Raw genomic sequence first — 16596 nt, 5'->3', positions numbered from 1 at the left:
CGCAGCGAACGTCGGCCTACTCGATGACCATCACAGGATCATTCGGGAAGGTATGCCCTTCGCGTGCCAACCCGATTCCGATCCACAGGTCTTGAGCATTGCTCAGGGTGGAGGATGGCTGCGGCGATGACGGTCATGCGGTTGGGGCTGCAGCGGGCTCTGCGGAAGATTCGCCAGGACTTGAGTCACGCGATGCTTCGTTCGACCGGTGCTCGTGCCCCTGAAAGGGCCCGGTTGATCGTCCGCCGGGTCGCGGTGAGGTCCCGGTTCGGAAGCCGTCTGATCGGCGTGGTGGTCACCCAGGAGCCGGCCCCGATGTAGGCGCGGTCGGCCAGGATCGGGACGCCCTGGCGTTCGCAGATCCGAATGATGCGGTGGGCGCGAGCCGCGGTCAGGTCATGGGTGCGGCCGGGCAGCGCGGGCGAGATCCACAGCAGCTTGCCGGTGGGATCGGTCACGACCTGCACGTTCACACCATGGCGGCGGTGCTTCTGCGAGAAGTCGGCCCGGCTGTCGCCGACCCGGTCGCACTCGGCGAGTGTTCCGTCGAGCAGGACGTGAGCGTGATCCGTCTCGCGCAGGACCCGCAGCAGATTCGATACAGGCCCTAACAACCACACCGCACCCGGTACTGCGATCGAAATGATGGGTCATCAGAGATGGTTCACGGTGGCCGCGCTGTCCGACCAGAGCCAGTTCACTGGTGAGTACTGCTTCTTCAGCACGGCGCGCTCGCGACCGTAGCCCTTCAGCGTGGTCTCCACCGCCGCCGCCAGGTCGTCCAGGTCCTGCGGCACTGGCACCCGCAGCAGCAGGCGCTGCTTGCGGTGTGCGAGGAGCAGTTCACCTGCGGGGGTGCACTCCAGCAGGGCGAAGTGGACGAGGGGTTTGAAGGGCTTCTCCGCAGTGGACATCCGGGCGCGCAACACCCCGTCGGCGCTCCACGCGTACAGGCCGTAGCGGTTGAGATGGAAGGCACGGGCACGGTACGGGTCGGCGACGACGGTGAAGTCGAAGCCGGTGAACGGGCTGTCCTCGCGCAGGTGCAAGCCTCCCAGCCGGCCCTGCAACACCCCGCGGTCGTCGACGAGGGCGAAGCTGAACTCCTGCCCACGGTTGGTCGAACGGTAGGTCTTCCCAAACACCGGGACGACGAACAGGACGTCACCGAGTGCTGCCGGGCGGGTCATCGTCGAGTCGAGGTAACCGTAGAGGCTGCCGCTGGTCCCGGTCAGTTCCGACAGGGCCTCGGTCAACGAGGGCGAGGGGCGGTTGCCGCGTCCCACCGGCTCGTCGCCGTATCGCACGTGTGCGTACGAGTCGGTGTCGCTCTGGTGATCGGTGCGTGCGTCCAGGGTCGCTATGGCGCGCAGCACGGGCTTCCGGCCCGGGCCGAGGGTGATGCCGGGTTCGGAGACGGCGACGATGTTGGCGTGGGCGCCGGCCCAGTTGCTGAGCCCGTACTCGGAGGTCATGCACAGCAGCCGGCCCGAGGGGGTGACGGCGATTGACGCGGCGAACGGATCCTCCGCGGGATCCTGCCGGTTCTCCCAGCCCCAGGACATCGGCCAGGAGGCGAGGACCTCGTCCAGGTCCGGGGACAGGAGGTGGGTGCTGCCGGGCTTGGAACTGACGGCGACCGCGCCGTCCGGGAGGACGGCCAGGGTCGTCCCCTCGCGCTCAGGTACGGCCGACGGGCCGCAGCCCGGAACCGCCTGTCCGAACACGGCGGTGGCGGTGGGTTTTCCGTCCGAGCCGTAGCGGGTGATCAGCTGGTAGCCGAAATCCTGCTCGGCGGGGTCGGCCGAGCCGACTGCATGCCCGCAGGCCGGTCAGCACGTAGGTGTCGCCAGCCGCCGTCGCCACCGCGTGATCGACCCTGAATCCCCATCCGCCGGCTTCGGGGTCGAGATGGTGGACGTCCAGCAGGGACGAGGGCACGGTGATCGGCAGCAGTGTCATACCGGCATCCTCTCCCCTGCCACTGACATCACACTCAGTCAGCCCTCCACGGAAAGCGAGCCAGAACCACAACCCGTCAAATAAAGCCAGCTGGTGGAACGGCGCCTGGACCCCCTACACCACGGACCTCGACAGCGACGGCGCGGCAGAATCGGTAGGCTTGACAGACAAGGGCAAACTCTACGACTGGCTCTCCACAGGCCGCACCCTGGTCGGCACGGGCTGGAGCCCCTTGGACCTGATCCTCTGATCTGAGTCCTTGCCGAAAGGCTGACTGACGACGGCCCGGAGCGCTTGGCGCTCCGGGCCGTCGGGACCTTCAGCACCCCGTCAGCCGGGCAAGGTTCGCGACGGATTCTGTGATGGTCCCGGTGGTGTTGGTGTCGCCGTCGGAGAGTCCCTCTGGTCAGGGGCGGAAGCGCGTCCTCATGTCCTGATCACCGACGACGGGAGGAAGGCGATGGCAGCGGCGGCGGGTGTGCAAGCCTTCCCGTCCCAGATGCCGACGGAGAAGACTTTGATGACCAGCGACGACGCCCTCGATCAGTTCAGACACATCGCGCGTGAGAGGGCATTTGGCAGGCATGTCGGGTCGGACAGGCTCATTCAGGCAGGTCTGGACGCGCTGATAGCGGGGATCGAGGGCCCGTCCCCGGCCATGCTGGCTGGACTCCTCCGGAGCGAAGAGCCCGAAGCGCCGGAGCTCTTCGACCAAGTATTGGAGGAGCTGGGACTGCTCTTCCGCCCGCCCGCGGACCCCCGGGCCGCAAAGTGGGCGATGGCCTGCTGGATCGCCGGTCAGATCGCCGACGGATCCCTGGATCCCGCCGCAGGCACCCACCTCATCTGGGCAGACATCGCCTATGACCTCGGCTACCCCGAAGAGTTGAAACCCCTTGTGCACTGCGCGCACAACCTCGACGGCTGGGAGGAGAGCTGGGGAGTCTCCGTCGAGGAACTCAACGGAGAAGCGGTCGAGGCAGCGAAGCAGTTCCTCAGCAAGAGGCCTGCAGCCGAGGCAGGAGACTAAACCGGGGTTCGTTCTCGACATCGGGAACGGTCAACCGCGAGGTGATCCGCTCACTCAACGTGGCCGCACCACAGAACCTGAGCCAGAACCACTTCACGTGAACGAAGCCACCCCGGCTGTCTGCCGCGTGGTCGGTTGTGGGGGCGTGCGCTGCGCCCGGTCCGGTTCAGATCCAGCGGTAGTTGGAGTCGTCGAGTCCCGGTAGGAGAGCGGCGCCGGCCTCGAGGTCGGCGGCTGGGGCGGCGAGGCCTGCGACGGGTACGGGCGGGAAGAGGGCCATGCCTTCGGTGTCCTGCCATCGAATCCAGATCAGTTCGCCGGCGCCGGCGGTGTCGTCGTGTTCCGTCGGGCTGAGGTTCTCTCGGACATGGTCGCTGATGCTCAGGCGGAAGACCATGTGGAGTTTGCGGGGCGGGGTGTTTCCCGGGCGGCTGACCATGGCGTCGATCAGCCATGTGAAGCGGGGAGCGGTGTCGGCCTGCTCGATGTCGAGGTCGAGTTCTTCCTTGAGCTCCCGGGCGAGGGCGGTCGGGATCGGTTCGCCTGGATCGACGTTGCCGCCGGGCACGGTGTACTGCTCGGTGCCGTTTTTGACTCGTTTGATGAGGGCGATCTCGTCGCCGTTGCTGATGAGTGCGGCGACACGGATCTTGATGCGGTGGAACGGTGTCTCGTCGTTCACTAGGTGGCATGCCCTTCGTCGGTAGAGGTGTTGGTTGCGGGGTGGGTGCGGCAGTTGCCCATCCCGGGCCGGCGTGCCTGCCAGTCGGTGATGTCGCCCCAGGTGCGCATGGCGTCGGGGCCTACGAGCGGGAAGGGGAAAGGGAACGTCCCCGCGGGTGCGGGGAGCAGGCGTCGGGTCGAGTACTCGGTATGTACGCGGGTCCCGGGCGGTGTGGTGCTCTCTGTCCGAGGGAGGCGGCACCGGCCTTGTAGTCGGCGGCCGTCGCGAAGACCTCGATCGCGCAGCAGAGTCCTGGCAGAGGGGCGCCTCGAGGGCGTCGCTGATGGTCACTGGCGTCCGGGGTGGGGACTGCGCCCCAGCGGCGAGGTACCACTCTCAAGCATAGGCATGCTCAACAGCCTTTAGCGGGAACGGTGTCCGGCCGTGTCAGTATGCCTCTATGGAAGTCGACAGCTTGGGCAACGCTGCCCCCTCAGGCCGAACGAAGTAGGGAGGGCCTGTTCTGCGGGAGTACACCGCCTGCAGGTGAAAAGCATGAAGGTGTACGCGGCACAGCTCACGCCCGCCTGGCATGGACCGGTGGGATGTGATCGAGCGCTGCGGGCTCTCACGCGATGACATCAACTGACGAGTCTGGGGAGAATCTCATGGCCTCTTGGGCCTTCATCACGCTGGCGCCTATCGCTCTGGCCTTCCTGGCTTGGGTGTCCTGGCTCATCTTCAACCTCTTCATCGCCAAGTGGCACGGCCCGGAAGGGCTGCGGATCACACCATCGGTCGCCCACGCGTTCCGCCCTCGGGACTGGGCTGTCTTCGTATCCCTTTCCAGCGGGGCATCACCTATCGAGCCGCCGGTCCCGCTTGCCGAGCCTGCGCAGCCGCCTACTGACCCGGGCGGCGCCGTATGAGTCAAGCTACGTCTGAGGTCATCTCAGCCCGCACGATCACAGCCTTGGCTGAGCGCCGCGCCGCGGGAGTCCGGTTGGGGCGGCCTCGCGTCTGTCCCGACAGCGTGCTCCGTTGTGTGGTGTTGCTGCGGCTGGGGGGTACCACGCTGGCGGACATCGCAGACGCGCTCAACCGCTCCGGCACCTCCACTCCGGGCGGTGGCCCCTTCTGGTACCCCTCACATGTGTCCCGTCTCCTGCGCACCCAGGATGCCGTAAAACTGCTGCGCGCCCATGAGGAGGGCTGTCCTATGACGACGTGAGCACCAGGGCGGGCCGCTGGCGTGGTCCGCACGATGTGTGCATACCGATGCCTTGCGCAGGGAGGGCCGCTTTCTGCGCGAGGCATCCGCAAACTCGTCCTGACGCGCTGGACTGTCTCCTTCTGGAGGCAGGAAACTGGCTGGTCTGACGTCGGCGTAAGAACGTCTTCCCGGTGAGTTTCAGCTGCGCGCCCCTGTCTGGGCTCCGCCCGCTCAGCGTCCGCGGTACCGGCGCGGACGCGCGGTGCGCCACGCCTTCGGCCGACCCCGGAGTCCTGCCGCACACTGTGAACCGGCACACCCACGACAGTCAGTCAGTCACGCAAGGGGCGTCTGACAGCACCGGCACGGTCACCTCACGACAGCCATGATCACTGCACCTACCCGGCACACGCCGGGACGGCTGCCCCATCCCCTGCTGACGACCGTGCGGCGCCACCACCAGCCCCACTCACACCCGGAGAGCGGGGCGCAGGGCCGTGGCCTGCCTCACGGCAGCCGCCCCGCCCCGAAGGGGCCGGACGGGGCTGGAGGGTTCAGGGCGTAGCCCTGACGGGGGCGCGGCGGGGCGCCCTGCCGGGGCCCTTTTTGGCGGGCCCCGGCGGCGTGCTGATGAGCCCGGACAATGGTGGAGTCGACCGCGACGACCCAGTCGAGGGCGCCTTCGGCGTCGGCCTGGGCGAGCAGGGCGGTGAAGACCTTCTCCCAGGTGCCGTCGGCGGGCCACTTCCGCTCTCCCGGGCAGCCCGCCCATCCACCCTCGACCGATCGGGGCACGGCCCAGAATCGGATGATGACTCCGGCAAGCATGAGCGGCGAGGAACGCGGGCGACCCGCCCGCACCCTTCCTGAGCAAGCAGCGCAGCTACCCGCCGTCGGTGCGCAAGATCCGGCAGTCCGCGAGCATCTCCCCCACACCCTCGGTGTCCCATCAGCGCATGGCACCGGAGCGCAAGGGGCTTCCCCTGCCTGCGACCCGACCCGCACCGTCCCAGGCGTACGAGGCGTGTGGACCACCTTTGGAGGTCGTGCCCCTTCTGTGTGCCAGAAGGACGCGTATCGATTCCGCAGAGGTGACTCCGGGCGGCGGGGCGGTTCAGGTGGAGTGGGGGGTGGTACTGGGCGAGGTCCGGTGGACGTCGCGGTGGAGACCGGAGAAGGGTGGCCGGAGCCCCGGCGCGCGGCGGTCTCAGTGGCCGTAGGGGCGTGCGGGTCGGCGGGCAGGTCGTGGTGGGCGGCTTCCGGACGCGCCGGGCCGGTCGTGGACAGTGGATGGCTCGGTCTGACGTTCCGCGCGGCGGGGCTCTTCGTCTGCCTCCGCGACGGATGTGCGCACGTTCCGCCGGGCACGCCTTGTCAGTGGCGGGCGGCGAGCGGAGGCGGGAGTCCTTCCGGCTGCGGTGCCGCGAGGACCAGGAGGCGGACTTCGCCTGTCCCTCGCTGGCGTAGACCGGGAGCGGCGGTGTCCTGATGGCGCTGTCTGAGGGTGTCGCGGAGCGGGCGGCACGTCGCCGGTCGGCGGTTAACGCTGCCCGCGCGTATGGCAGGGCGGGCCGTCCCACCGGTCTTCGGCAGCAAGGCTCCGGGGAGGGGCGAGGGAACGCTTCGTCCTCGGCTGCGCACGGACGGGTTCCTCACGGCTGGTGACGAGGGGAATTCGAGAGGTGATAAATAGATGAATACCTTACTGAATTGCCGTCAATAACCTTGCCACGCACATCTCGGTTCGATAACGAGATCCCGGAAAAAGGCCTGGACCATTCACCTTTGAAAGCCCAACTAGCCTTATCCTAAAGTACATTGACTGTTCATCAGATACGGCATCGTAGGTAACGGTCAGATATCTCGGCGGGCATTCCCGTTTGCCCGGATTCTCCACCGCACGCATCTGGCAGGCTTCCGCGCACCCACTCCTCCGACCAAGGATTTGAGGTGCGCATGACGAGACATCGCAGGAAGCGTGAACACCGGCGCAAGAGCCGGAGGTTGATGCTCCTCACCGCCGCAGTGGCGTCGGCGGCGGCGATCGCCGGAGGGGCCGCCTACGCCGGCATCGGGAACGACGCCGGGCCAGGGACCCCCGCGCAGGCCCGCATACCCGCGACGGTTCCCCTCGCGCCGGCCGCCGCCCCGGCCCGCGACGAGACGCCGGAGCCCATCGTGGGCAAGCCGGCCAACGACACCCGGCGCGGCATGGTCTACGACGGACTCAAGCCGGCTCCTCGGGGCGACCGTTGCACGGGCACCTACCGCACCGACGCGGGCCTGTGCACCCACGGGCCCGACGCTCCGCCCAAGGGCGTGGACATCAAGGCGAACGTGCCTCCCGCCGTCGCCACCAAGGCCACCGCGGCCGACCCGGCGAAGCCCGCGTCCGGGGACAAGGGCTTCGGGAAGGGCGCCGGAAGCCCCCAGGACGCGCCCGCCGCCGACGCCGACGGCGCCGGGACCGGAGCCGCCGCGGCCCCGAAACCGGCCGCGCCGTCCGCCGACCAGACACTCGCCGCGGGCCCGGCGGGACAGACCGTCCAGTGCGACGGCGACGGCAGCACCGGCAACCGCGTGCAGGTCGTGTACGTGCACGGCCCGGGCCGCGACCGGTACGCCGAGTACGTCGCCTCGTTCCGCAAGTGGGCGGCCGACGCCGACCTCATCTACTCCATGAGCGCGAAGGAGACCGGCGGCGTACGGCACATCCGCTATGTGACCGCGGCCGACTGCACGCCGACCGTCCTCAACATCGAGCTCCCCGCCTCCGCGCTCTCCGAGTTCAGCGCGACGAACAACGCGCTCGCCGCCAAGGGCCTCAACCGCCGCGACCGCAAGTACATGATCTTCGCGGACACCAACGTCTACTGCGGCATCGGCACGTTCGCCGGTGACGAACGGCCGGGTCAGAACAACCAGAGCAACTTCGGACCCTCCTACGGCCGTACCGACGCAGGCTGCTGGGGCGGCCACACCGCGGCGCACGAGCTGGGACACAACCTCGGCGCGGTCAACAACAGCGCGCCCAACACCAGTCGCGGCGCGCACTGCACGGACGAGTACGACGTCATGTGCTACTCGGACACCCCGTACTACCCGCAGATGCGGTACGTGTGCTCCAACCGGGCGGCCGAGAACATCCTGGACTGCAACCACGACGACTACTTCCACACCAGCCCCAAAGCCGGCAGCTACCTGGCCACGCACTGGAACATCGCCGACAACCAGTTCCTGATGCGCTCCACGGGCGGCACCACCCCCAACCCGAACCCCACCCCCACTCCCACCCCGACGCCGACCCCGACGCGCACCCCCACTCCCACCCCGACCCCGACGCCGACCAGGCAGCCCACCGGCGGACCGACGCCGACGGCCGGTCAGATCCAGTCCACGGCCGTCGTCGTGAGCTGGCCCAAGGTCGAAGGCGCCGCCTGGTACCAGGTCCTGCTGGACGGCCGACACCTCACCTGGGTCCAGACACAGTCACTGCGCATCTACAACCTCCGGCCCGGCACCCAGTACCAGGTCGCCATCTCCGTCCGCGACCGCTCCGGCCGCGACACCGGAGCCGGGCGGACGACCACGTTCCGTACGGCAGGAGCGGGCGACGGCACGACCACACCCGGCACCCGCTACACCCTCGCCAACACGGGCACCGGTATGGCCGCCGAGGTCTGGAGCGGCCGCTCCGCCGACGGCACCGTACTTGTTGGAGCACCGGCCACCGGCTACGCCCAGCAGCAGTGGCTGTTCGACGACGCGGGCAACGGGCTCGTCCGCATCCGGTCCGCCGTCTCCGGCAAGTGCCTGCAGACGGGCGGAGCCCCCACCGCGGGCATGTGGATCGCCCAGCAGACGTGCGGCGGCGCGGCCACACAGAAGTGGAAGCTGGCCGCCCGCGACGGAGCGGTCACCGTAACCGACCCCAGCGGCAACTACGCCCTGACAGTCAGCAACCGTCCCTACTACGGAAGCCGACTGCTCGACCTGCAGCACACCACCAGCACCGCCGCCCAGACATGGACCGTCCAGAAAGCCAACTGACCCCAACCACCCGACCGGACAACACCAGAGCCAGGCAAACAGCCCCAGTGTCGTCCGGTCCGGCCCCGGCCGCGATCCGGTCCCGGTCACGTCCGCTCCGGTCCCGGTCCCGGTCCCGGTCCCGGTCCGGTCCGGCGCCGGTGGACGGTGGACGGTGGACGGTCACCACGACCGTCCACCGGCGCCCCGGCCCTCCGCACGCACCGCATCCCACGCACCCGGAGCACAGCAACGATGCGCACACACCATGCCGCCCATGCCGGCACAGGCTTCAGCCTCCTCCTCCTCATCATCCTCGCCCAGGCCCTAGCCGTACCCGCCACCGCCCAAGCCCACGGCGACACCGTCAAAGTGGTGGTGACCGGTCAACGCGACGGCCACGTCACCACCGAGATCACCTGGGAAAACGACGGCGACACCGTCGAAGAGACCATCGCCGCCACCGTCAACGCAACCAGCCCCGACGGAACCCGAACCCTGGGACCATGGCCCCTCGTCCGCACCCCCGGCACACGCACCGGCTGGACCACCACCGAAGCCCTCACCCCCGGCACCTGGAACATCACCGTCGACGTCGGCTTCCCCGCCCTCGGCCACACCGAACGCGAGGTCCAGGTTCCCGTGATCGACCCCTCACCCCCCGCCCCCCGCCCCACACCCACCACAACCGTCCCCGCCTCCACCACGCCCGCACCCACACCCACCGCGCAGGCACCGGCCTCCACCACGCCCGCACCGGCGCGGACGGACCCGGCCGACAAGCGGGATGACCGCGCGACCGGATGGCCCCTCGCGGGCCTGGCTGGCATCGCGCTCACCGGCGCCGCAGCCGGCATGCTCCTCCGACGAACCCGCACCCGCACCCGCTGACGTTCCAGGGGCTGGGCCGTCAGCGACCGGGCCGTCGAACACACCACAGCCCGAAACACACGAATGACGCCGACCCCGCCTACCGGTGCGCATCCACCCAACCGCCACACCCGAAACCCGCCCGAAGAAGCACCGAGCGAGGTGCAGTTGCCGAGGGGGCGCCAGGAACCACCCCCGCGGGTGCGGGGAAGCAGCTCGATCTCGGGGGTGCTGCCAGAATCCGGACTCGGCCTCGGCGGCGCAGGCCAGACACTCGGCCGCACCCTCTATGTCCCGCTCTCCCGCCACACCGGCACGACAGTCCGCGCTACAACCCTCATCGCCCTCGGCACCCTGACCACCGCAGCCCTCGTCCTAAACCAGGCCCGTACAACCTGGTGATCGCGGTGTCAGTCGCGGCCGGCATGGTCCGCGGCCACCTCACTCTCGTCCGGGCCACCGCCATCACCGACCGCTGGGGCACACAGCACTACGGCCGACTCTCCGCCCTCCTCAGTCCCCCGCCATGACAGCCTCAACACTCGCGCCCTTCACAGCCGCCACCCTCGCCTCGATCCTGGGAGGCTGTTCGGAGCTGTTCGGAATGCTCGCCGGTATCGTGGCGGCGTCCGCTGTCGTGGCTACGGCGACGTCTGTACGCGCCAAGAGCTGACGCCGGTCCAAGCATGCTTCGCAAAGGCTGTCGCCGAGCCCCGTCGGTACGCGTCCGGCGCGGCCGGGGCGTCGTAAACGCGGCCCCGCGCAGCCCAGCCGCGGCTCGCTTGTCGCTCGCGGCGGGGTACGCGACAGGGGCCCGGCTGATGCCGAGCCCCTGTCTTTCGTAGCGGGGACAGGATTTGAACCTGCGACCTCTGGGTTATGAGCCCAGCGAGCTACCGAGCTGCTCCACCCCGCGTCGGTGACACCACTCTACACGCCAGCCGACGCGGACGGCGGTCACTATCTGTGGGGCCCGGCGGGTCAGCCGCGGACGATGTCCTCGGCTTGGAGGCCCTTCTGGCCCTGCGTCCCATCGAAGGTGACCGTCTCGCCCGCGGCGAGCTCGCGGTAGCCGTTGCCGGAGATGTTGGAGTAGTGAGCGAAGACGTCCGGGCCGCCGTCCTGGGCGATGAACCCGAAGCCCTTCTCGGCGTTGAAGCCCTGCTCCTCAAGGGCCGGGGCCCCGGCAAGATCGAACGCACGTGCGCATGGCCAGCGGCACCGTGAGTGGCGAATCGTTCGGCAGCTGGACGAAGACGTTCACCGATCCTCGTCTCTGCGCGGCCATCGTCGACCGCCTCACCTTCAAGGGCACCATCATCGAGACTTGCACCGCTCCTACCGCCTCGCCAGCACACGGGCACGAGCGGAACAGACCGCAGCGGGCTGATCAACCACTTCAACGCCTGGTCGGCGACCGCCGAAGACCGGCCAGGCCGACGTCATGCGAGCGGGACACGCCCTGGAGCCATGGGCCTAGCGTCCAAATGAGCTGCGATGCGCGTGATGGTCCGGACGTTGTCCTCAAACAGATGCGCCTGCATGCCCGCCGCCTGGGCGGCCTCGACGTTGACTGCAACATCGTCGATGAACAGGCAGCTCTCCGGCCGCACGTTCAAGCCGGCGCATGCGGCCTCAAAGGCACGCAGGTCGGGCTCCTCAATGCCGATCTCGTGGGAGTAGACGATCTGTTCCACCAATTCATCGAAGTGATACAGCGCCGTCTCCCGCTCGCAAGCGCCGACGAAGCTGTTGCTCAGGATGCAGCGTCCCTGCAGCCCCCGCACATAGTCGATGAGGTCCTCGTTCGGCGTCCCTAGACACTCCGCCCAGAGATCGGCCATGAAGGCTTCACCCTGGGGGGCATCGAGACCCAGCCGGAGTGCCACCTGCTCGTGCACCTCGCGCTCGCTGATGCTCCCGACGCTCCCAGCCCGCCACACGTCGCGCATCCGCGTATGGATGGTGCCCAGCGGCAGCTCCAGCCGCGCTTCCCATCGTTGCGCCCATCCGGTTTCCGGCGTGATTTCCAGCACGCCGCCGATGTCGAGAACGACGCAGGTCGCGGTCACGCGAACTCCCCTTCCTCGTCCTTGACCAGCGAGCACAGACCGCCCGCTCATGTGATCGGCAGAAGGACACTGTCGTCTCTCCCTGTGGAGCAAGGTCAAGGGATGTTCGAAGCTTGTGGCAGCCCTGTCGCAACCCGCCGACCCGACTGCCTTCAGCCAGCGGGTGCCTTCACGATCTGCGGAGCCCTCGACCGGACAATGCCGCAGGAAGCGATCGAAGCCAGCAGGGCCTCCGCATGTCCCCTACCCGGTCGCCGGGTCGCCCGGGCGGGATGGTCACAGCCGGCTGCCGTGTGGCTGTGACGGGCCCAGATCGTTGAGCAGCTGTGCGGTAGGAAGTCGTCCATGGTGTGGCCGGCTGCGTCCTATCTGTGGTGGCGCTGGCCGCCGAGCAACTCGAACAAGGACCGATGCCGAAGCGCCACATAGGCGCCCTCGCCGTCGTCGCCGCCGTCCTGTCGCTCGCCGCTTGCGAACCGGCCAACCCGCCAACACCGCTGTCACCGCCAGCGCGAGCACCAGTCCCTCGATGACACAGAACCCGAGTCTCAGTGTCACCTCCAGCGTCGCGCCCACCCCTGCAACGCCGACCTCCTCGGTCCCCTCCGTCGCGCCCACCACCAAGGCCACCGCACCCGAGCCCTCCCTGGTGGCCACCAGCTGCTATCCCCTGTCCAACGCCGGTATCTGCTACCGGGCCGGTCAGATATGCCGGAAGGTCGATGCCGGCACCTCCGGGCGTGATGCCAAGGGCCGCGCGATTCACTGCCGCAACGACGACAGCGTGGGTCAGCTCTGGGGCTACTAACAGGGGTGCCTTTCGGATCAAGCCGGGCCCGCAGAGCCCTGCACCGCGCCTCACTGGGCCCTCGTCGGTCGATGGCGGCCCCGACTACCGCTGGCAGATGCCCCACCGCGTCGCCTCCCGTCTCGACCTAGGGTGCACCCTATGGACGCCACCGCACTTGACCACCGCACCCTCACGCAGCAGGGATGCGTGCCACCCGACCTCGTCGAGCGGCTCTTGGCCCTCGGGCACTCCGACATCGTGCGCGCGCAGGCCCTGGCGGAGGACGGCGACTGGTTCTGCGCCAGGGCATGGGCACGCCGGCTGGCCGAGCAGGGCGAGGCGGACGAAGCGCTCTCCGTACTCGCCCCCTACCTTGCTACGGGCTGGGTCACCGCAGCGGAGGAAGCCGCTCGGCTGCTCGGCGCGGCGGACCGGGACGAGGAGGCCATCGGCCTGCTGTACCCCTTCGCAGTGGACGGCGAACGTTCCGCGCTGTGGGAGCTGGCGCCGCTGCTGGTCCGTCACGGCCGGGCCGAGGAGGCGTACGCACTGCTCGTGCCGCTCATCGCGGACTGGTATCTGGCCGAACCTCTGGCCGACGTGGCCTTGGCGCTGGGCCGGGGCGACGAGGTCGCGGAACTGCTGACGGCTCGGCTCGCGCCCGACCGCCCGTGCGAGCAGTGCGGGAGCTCGGAATGCGCCCGGCGCGGCACCGAGCCGTTCAACGCGGTGAACTTGATCGCGTCTGTGCGCGAGCGGCAGGGGCGCACGCAGGAGGCGATCGCGGTTCTGTATGCGTACGGCGCGACCCCTGTCAACAACCGCGACCCGCTCGCCGAACTGCTCGTGAAGCATGGCCGGATCGAGGAACTCCGTGCCTACGCTGCCTCCGGTGACCACCCCTCGGCGGTCCGTCGGCTGGCGGAGCATCTGGAGGAGCAGGGTGACGTGGCGGGCGCGGCCGAGGTCTACCGGCCGCACGCTGAGCAGGACTTTGGGCACGCCCGGATCCTCCTCGCGCAACTCCTGGCCCGTCACGGCCGGGGAAGCGAGGCCATCGAGGTGATGCGGGCGCGCGATAGCCACGACGACTGCACTCTCGACCTGCTGTGCGGGATGTTCGCCGCCGAGGGCCGGGCCGAGGAGGGCCTCGCTCACCTGGATGCTCTCAAGTCCCGCCGCGGCGAGGAGGAATGGGAGCTGTTCCGGCTGCGAGGGCCGCTGCTGGCGGCCTGCGGACGGCTGGACGAAGCGAGGGAGCAGGCCCGCGCGCACCCCGAAGGCGCGAGTTGGTACGCGGTGGAGGAACTGGCGCGCCTCCTGGCCGGCTCCGGCCACCGGGAGGAAGCAGCGGCTCTCCTGGAGACGGACCCCCTCCGACACCGCCAGGCGCTCGCACCCCTCCTGGTGGAACTGGGCCGCGTAGGGGAGGCGGTGGCCCTGCTCCGCACTCCGGTACCCGAAGTCCCCCCGCCGGCTCCTTCGGGCTACAGCGACTGCCCGCCCTTCTAGGCCGAACGATCCGATGATTCCGAGGAAACGGCCTTGGACTTGTCCGGCCGATCATGCGCCTGTGATGAAACGTGCATGATGTCGCCCAGGTCGTGGAATTTGCCAACGTCAGAACCTGGTGCATGCTCTCCGTCAAGGACGGCGAACTCTACACCCTGAAATGCTGATTCTCGGCGGCAGCTCTGAATGGGATTCGTATCGACTCCGAACCACACCCGAGTCGAGGAGAATCGTGAAAACCAGTTACCGCTTTTCTCTAATCGGAGCCTTGCTTCTTATAGCCGGACAGACGATTCTGCTGGCGCTATACTGCTTCCTCATCCTTCCCATGCTCGCAGGAGGGCTTGGCCCCGAAGTCCCGGAGGAGACAGGCCTCTCCTCCGGGACTTCGGGCTCAGTCCTCTCGATCGCCTGTGGGATCTTTGGAATCGCAGCGAACGCCTGGTCGTGCTGCGGACTCATAAAGGCCCTTAGTGGATCCACGCCTCCACGTCCGCCCGTCAGGCTCGCCACGATAGTCCAGACTGGAGCACTCACAGCCTGCCTGATTGCAGATCTGACACCCATGGCTCTGATCATCGGACCGACCATTGCCCTTCTCGCGGGTTGCTTCTTTCTCTCGCGAACGCCATGGATAGAAATTAAGAGGCCATTATCAGGAAACCCTCACGGTTCACTCCGCCGGCACACGATGCCGTAGATCAGTGCCTCACGAAAAAGATCTGAAGAGTTTCCCATCGATAGGTGAGCCGCGCTTTTCAAGAGTGACGGCATGGCGAAGCCCCTCGTCGTTGACGCGGTGATCTCAACTCATCACGCCAGCATCCGGAGGGGGCTCTGTCCGTTTCATGCCGAGCAGATTCGAATCCCCTCATTGCGGTGAGGTACTCCATGCTGCAGGAGCTCGTGTCCCGGCACCTGGGCTTGCCCGGCCTGCCATGACGGGCGGTCTGTCGGAACTGGCTTTCCATACCGACCGGTGGCTGCGTGGGGCGTTGCTCACTGGACAAGCGGAGCGGTCGTGGGAGCTGGCCCAGCACGCAGGTGCTCTCGTCGGCCACATCCAGGCGGCGCAGATCGTGGACGAGCACACGGCCTTGCTCATGGGGAATCTTGCGGCTTTTCACCAGGCCCACGGCCAGTACGAGGCCGCGCGCGAGCTGCTGGAGTTGGAGCTGGAGTGGCTGGATCGGGCAGGCGACCCAGACCCGGGCTTGAGAGCTCAGGCCGGCGTGATGCTGGCGCAGCTTGTCCTGTTGCGTCAGGACAGCGATGCGGTCCCAGGTATCTTGCGGTACCTGGGTCCGGTGTTGCGCTATCTGCAAGGTTGGGAAGGTCCGCCCGGCGAACAGGTGTCGGATCTCGCGACTGTGGCCGCGATGATCGTGCAGATGCAGCTGCGTACGGGCTCGGATGAGGGGCTGGTGCGGCTGCTGGAGGCGTTTCGCGATCTGGCTCCCGGTGGGCCGTCGTCGGAACGGACGCAGGTGGCCCTGGAGTTGTTTGCGATTCAGGGGCTGCTGCAGCAGAGCGGCGGGGCAGAGAGGGCCGAGGAAGCAATTCTAACCGCTCTCTCCAAGGTCAGTGAACCGTGGTCCGCTCATGTTGCAGACCTGAAGCGGCTGCTCGTCGAGGCGCTGGCCCGTCAGGACAAGTGGGAGCAGGCCAGTAGCGCGCTGACGGACTTCCTGCCATATGCGGGGCCTCACACGCTGCATGGGCAGGCGGTTCACCATCTCGTGCATAGCGTCGGGTGCGAGTCTGCTTGGAAGTGGGTGCTCACGGGAGACGTGCGGGTGGTGAGCTTGCTCGGCCGGCTGCTCGATGAGACTGGTGTCCTGGAGCATCCTGTGTTCGAGACGGCCATTGACGTGGCCCGCTTCACCCTCCTGCGCGTGGCGCATACCGGCTGGAAGGCCATGACCGAGGAGGGGCGACTCTCCCACGGTGATGGAGCTGATGCGGCAGCTCACCTACAAGACGTTCACCGACCCGCACGATCCCGGAAATGTCTGGGAACGGATCCATGCCGGGCTTTCATCCCGATTCGCCGGCGTGGCGAGCGAGACCATCCATCGGTGGCAGCAGGATGAGGCCTGCCGCCATCATGGCTTCCGGTCTCCCTTCGTTCGAGCAGGATCCGGTACTTCGCGACGAATTCACCCGGGCTCGCTGTCATGCGCTGTTGTTCCTGTCCTCCGCCCCGGTCTACGGGGGTCTCGCCGGGCGCCCGTCGCTTGAAGTCCTGCTTCCCGAAAGCCGGTCGTTCCTTCGGCGTCCGAGGGCGGTGGCGATCCTTCAGCCCCGCACGGTGATCGGCATGACGTCAATGGACACGGGCGAATCCGTCGAGGTTCAGCTCCACCGGGCATGTGAGAAGGGCATGCGCCGGTTCGTTGGCCCTCAGCCCACCGTCCCCTCGCCTCCGCATGTCGCCCTCGTGTTGTCCGGTCA

General features: G+C 68.1%; 11 protein-coding genes, 1 tRNA gene and 4 pseudogenes. 9 read left to right on the top strand and 7 right to left on the bottom strand.

Features of this window, described 5'->3' with window-relative positions; all coding sequences use genetic code 11:
• Positions 1-38: 38 nt before the first annotated feature.
• Positions 39-593 (bottom strand): annotated as a pseudogene (locus ACIQFX_RS36615) (transposase family protein); the annotation flags it as partial.
• Between the two features lie 60 nt (positions 594-653).
• On the bottom strand, positions 654-1727 hold the full coding sequence (locus tag ACIQFX_RS36610; protein WP_402472324.1) for a hypothetical protein: 1074 nt from the start codon (positions 1725-1727) through the stop codon (positions 654-656).
• A gap of 755 nt (positions 1728-2482) precedes the next feature.
• On the opposite strand from ACIQFX_RS36610, the gene ACIQFX_RS36605 reads away from it, so the two are divergent.
• On the top strand, positions 2483-2992 hold the full coding sequence (locus ACIQFX_RS36605; RefSeq protein WP_402472321.1) for a hypothetical protein: 510 nt from the start codon (positions 2483-2485) through the stop codon (positions 2990-2992).
• Positions 2993-3158: 166 nt separating this feature from the next.
• Here ACIQFX_RS36605 and ACIQFX_RS36600 read toward each other — a convergent pair whose 3' ends face one another.
• Positions 3159-3674: an NUDIX hydrolase gene (locus ACIQFX_RS36600; protein WP_402472319.1), complete on the bottom strand. Its 516-nt coding sequence runs from the start codon at positions 3672-3674 to the stop codon at positions 3159-3161.
• Between the two features lie 907 nt (positions 3675-4581).
• Between ACIQFX_RS36600 and ACIQFX_RS36595 the strand changes: the two genes are divergently transcribed.
• Positions 4582-4887, top strand: coding sequence for a recombinase family protein (locus ACIQFX_RS36595; protein WP_402472316.1), 306 nt, complete (start codon positions 4582-4584; stop codon positions 4885-4887).
• A 582-nt stretch (positions 4888-5469) separates the two neighbouring features.
• On the opposite strand, the pseudogene ACIQFX_RS36590 reads toward ACIQFX_RS36595, so the two are convergent.
• Positions 5470-5619 (bottom strand): annotated as a pseudogene (locus ACIQFX_RS36590) (IS5/IS1182 family transposase); the annotation flags it as partial.
• A 1206-nt stretch (positions 5620-6825) separates the two neighbouring features.
• On the opposite strand from ACIQFX_RS36590, the gene ACIQFX_RS36585 reads away from it, so the two are divergent.
• The 3 genes from ACIQFX_RS36585 to ACIQFX_RS36575 all read left to right on the top strand — a co-directional run bounded on the left by ACIQFX_RS36585 (position 6826) and on the right by ACIQFX_RS36575 (position 10298).
• Positions 6826-8919 (top strand): RICIN domain-containing protein, encoded by a 2094-nt coding sequence (locus ACIQFX_RS36585; RefSeq protein WP_402472315.1) that lies wholly within the window; start codon positions 6826-6828, stop codon positions 8917-8919.
• Positions 8920-9153: 234 nt separating this feature from the next.
• Entirely contained in the window at positions 9154-9789 is a 636-nt protein-coding gene (locus tag ACIQFX_RS36580) for a hypothetical protein (RefSeq protein ID WP_402472312.1), read from the top strand.
• Between the two features lie 377 nt (positions 9790-10166).
• Positions 10167-10298, top strand: coding sequence for a hypothetical protein (locus tag ACIQFX_RS36575; protein ID WP_402472310.1), 132 nt, complete (start codon positions 10167-10169; stop codon positions 10296-10298).
• 312 nt (positions 10299-10610) lie between these two features.
• Here ACIQFX_RS36575 and ACIQFX_RS36570 read toward each other — a convergent pair.
• Positions 10611-10684: transfer RNA gene (locus ACIQFX_RS36570), tRNA-Met, on the bottom strand.
• Between the two features lie 65 nt (positions 10685-10749).
• Positions 10750-10926: pseudogene (locus ACIQFX_RS36565) on the bottom strand (cold-shock protein); the annotation flags it as partial.
• Between the two features lie 68 nt (positions 10927-10994).
• Between ACIQFX_RS36565 and ACIQFX_RS36560 the strand changes: the two are divergent.
• Positions 10995-11158 (top strand): annotated as a pseudogene (locus ACIQFX_RS36560) (ATP-binding protein); the annotation flags it as partial.
• Between the two features lie 52 nt (positions 11159-11210).
• Here the strand turns inward: ACIQFX_RS36560 and ACIQFX_RS36555 are convergent.
• Positions 11211-11840: an HAD-IA family hydrolase gene (locus ACIQFX_RS36555; protein ID WP_402472308.1), complete on the bottom strand. Its 630-nt coding sequence runs from the start codon at positions 11838-11840 to the stop codon at positions 11211-11213.
• Between the two features lie 529 nt (positions 11841-12369).
• On the opposite strand from ACIQFX_RS36555, the gene ACIQFX_RS36550 reads away from it, so the two are divergent.
• The 3 genes from ACIQFX_RS36550 (at position 12370) to ACIQFX_RS36540 (ending at position 16235) form a co-directional block, all read left to right on the top strand.
• Complete coding sequence (locus tag ACIQFX_RS36550) at positions 12370-12648, top strand: hypothetical protein (RefSeq protein ID WP_402472306.1); 279 nt, start codon at positions 12370-12372, stop codon at positions 12646-12648.
• A 141-nt stretch (positions 12649-12789) separates the two neighbouring features.
• Positions 12790-14142 carry a hypothetical protein gene (locus ACIQFX_RS36545; protein WP_402472304.1) on the top strand — a complete coding sequence of 451 codons (1353 nt, stop codon included), beginning with the start codon at positions 12790-12792 and terminating at the stop codon, positions 14140-14142.
• Between the two features lie 938 nt (positions 14143-15080).
• Positions 15081-16235: a hypothetical protein gene (locus ACIQFX_RS36540; RefSeq protein WP_402472302.1), complete on the top strand. Its 1155-nt coding sequence runs from the start codon at positions 15081-15083 to the stop codon at positions 16233-16235.
• The last annotated feature ends 361 nt before the right edge of the window (positions 16236-16596 follow it).

The organism is Streptomyces sp. NPDC093089, assembly GCF_044754405.1.
GTDB lineage: Bacteria > Actinomycetota > Actinomycetes > Streptomycetales > Streptomycetaceae > Streptomyces.
Note: the sequence above shows the minus strand (reverse complement) of the source record. Positions and strands in the feature narration are given on the sequence as shown.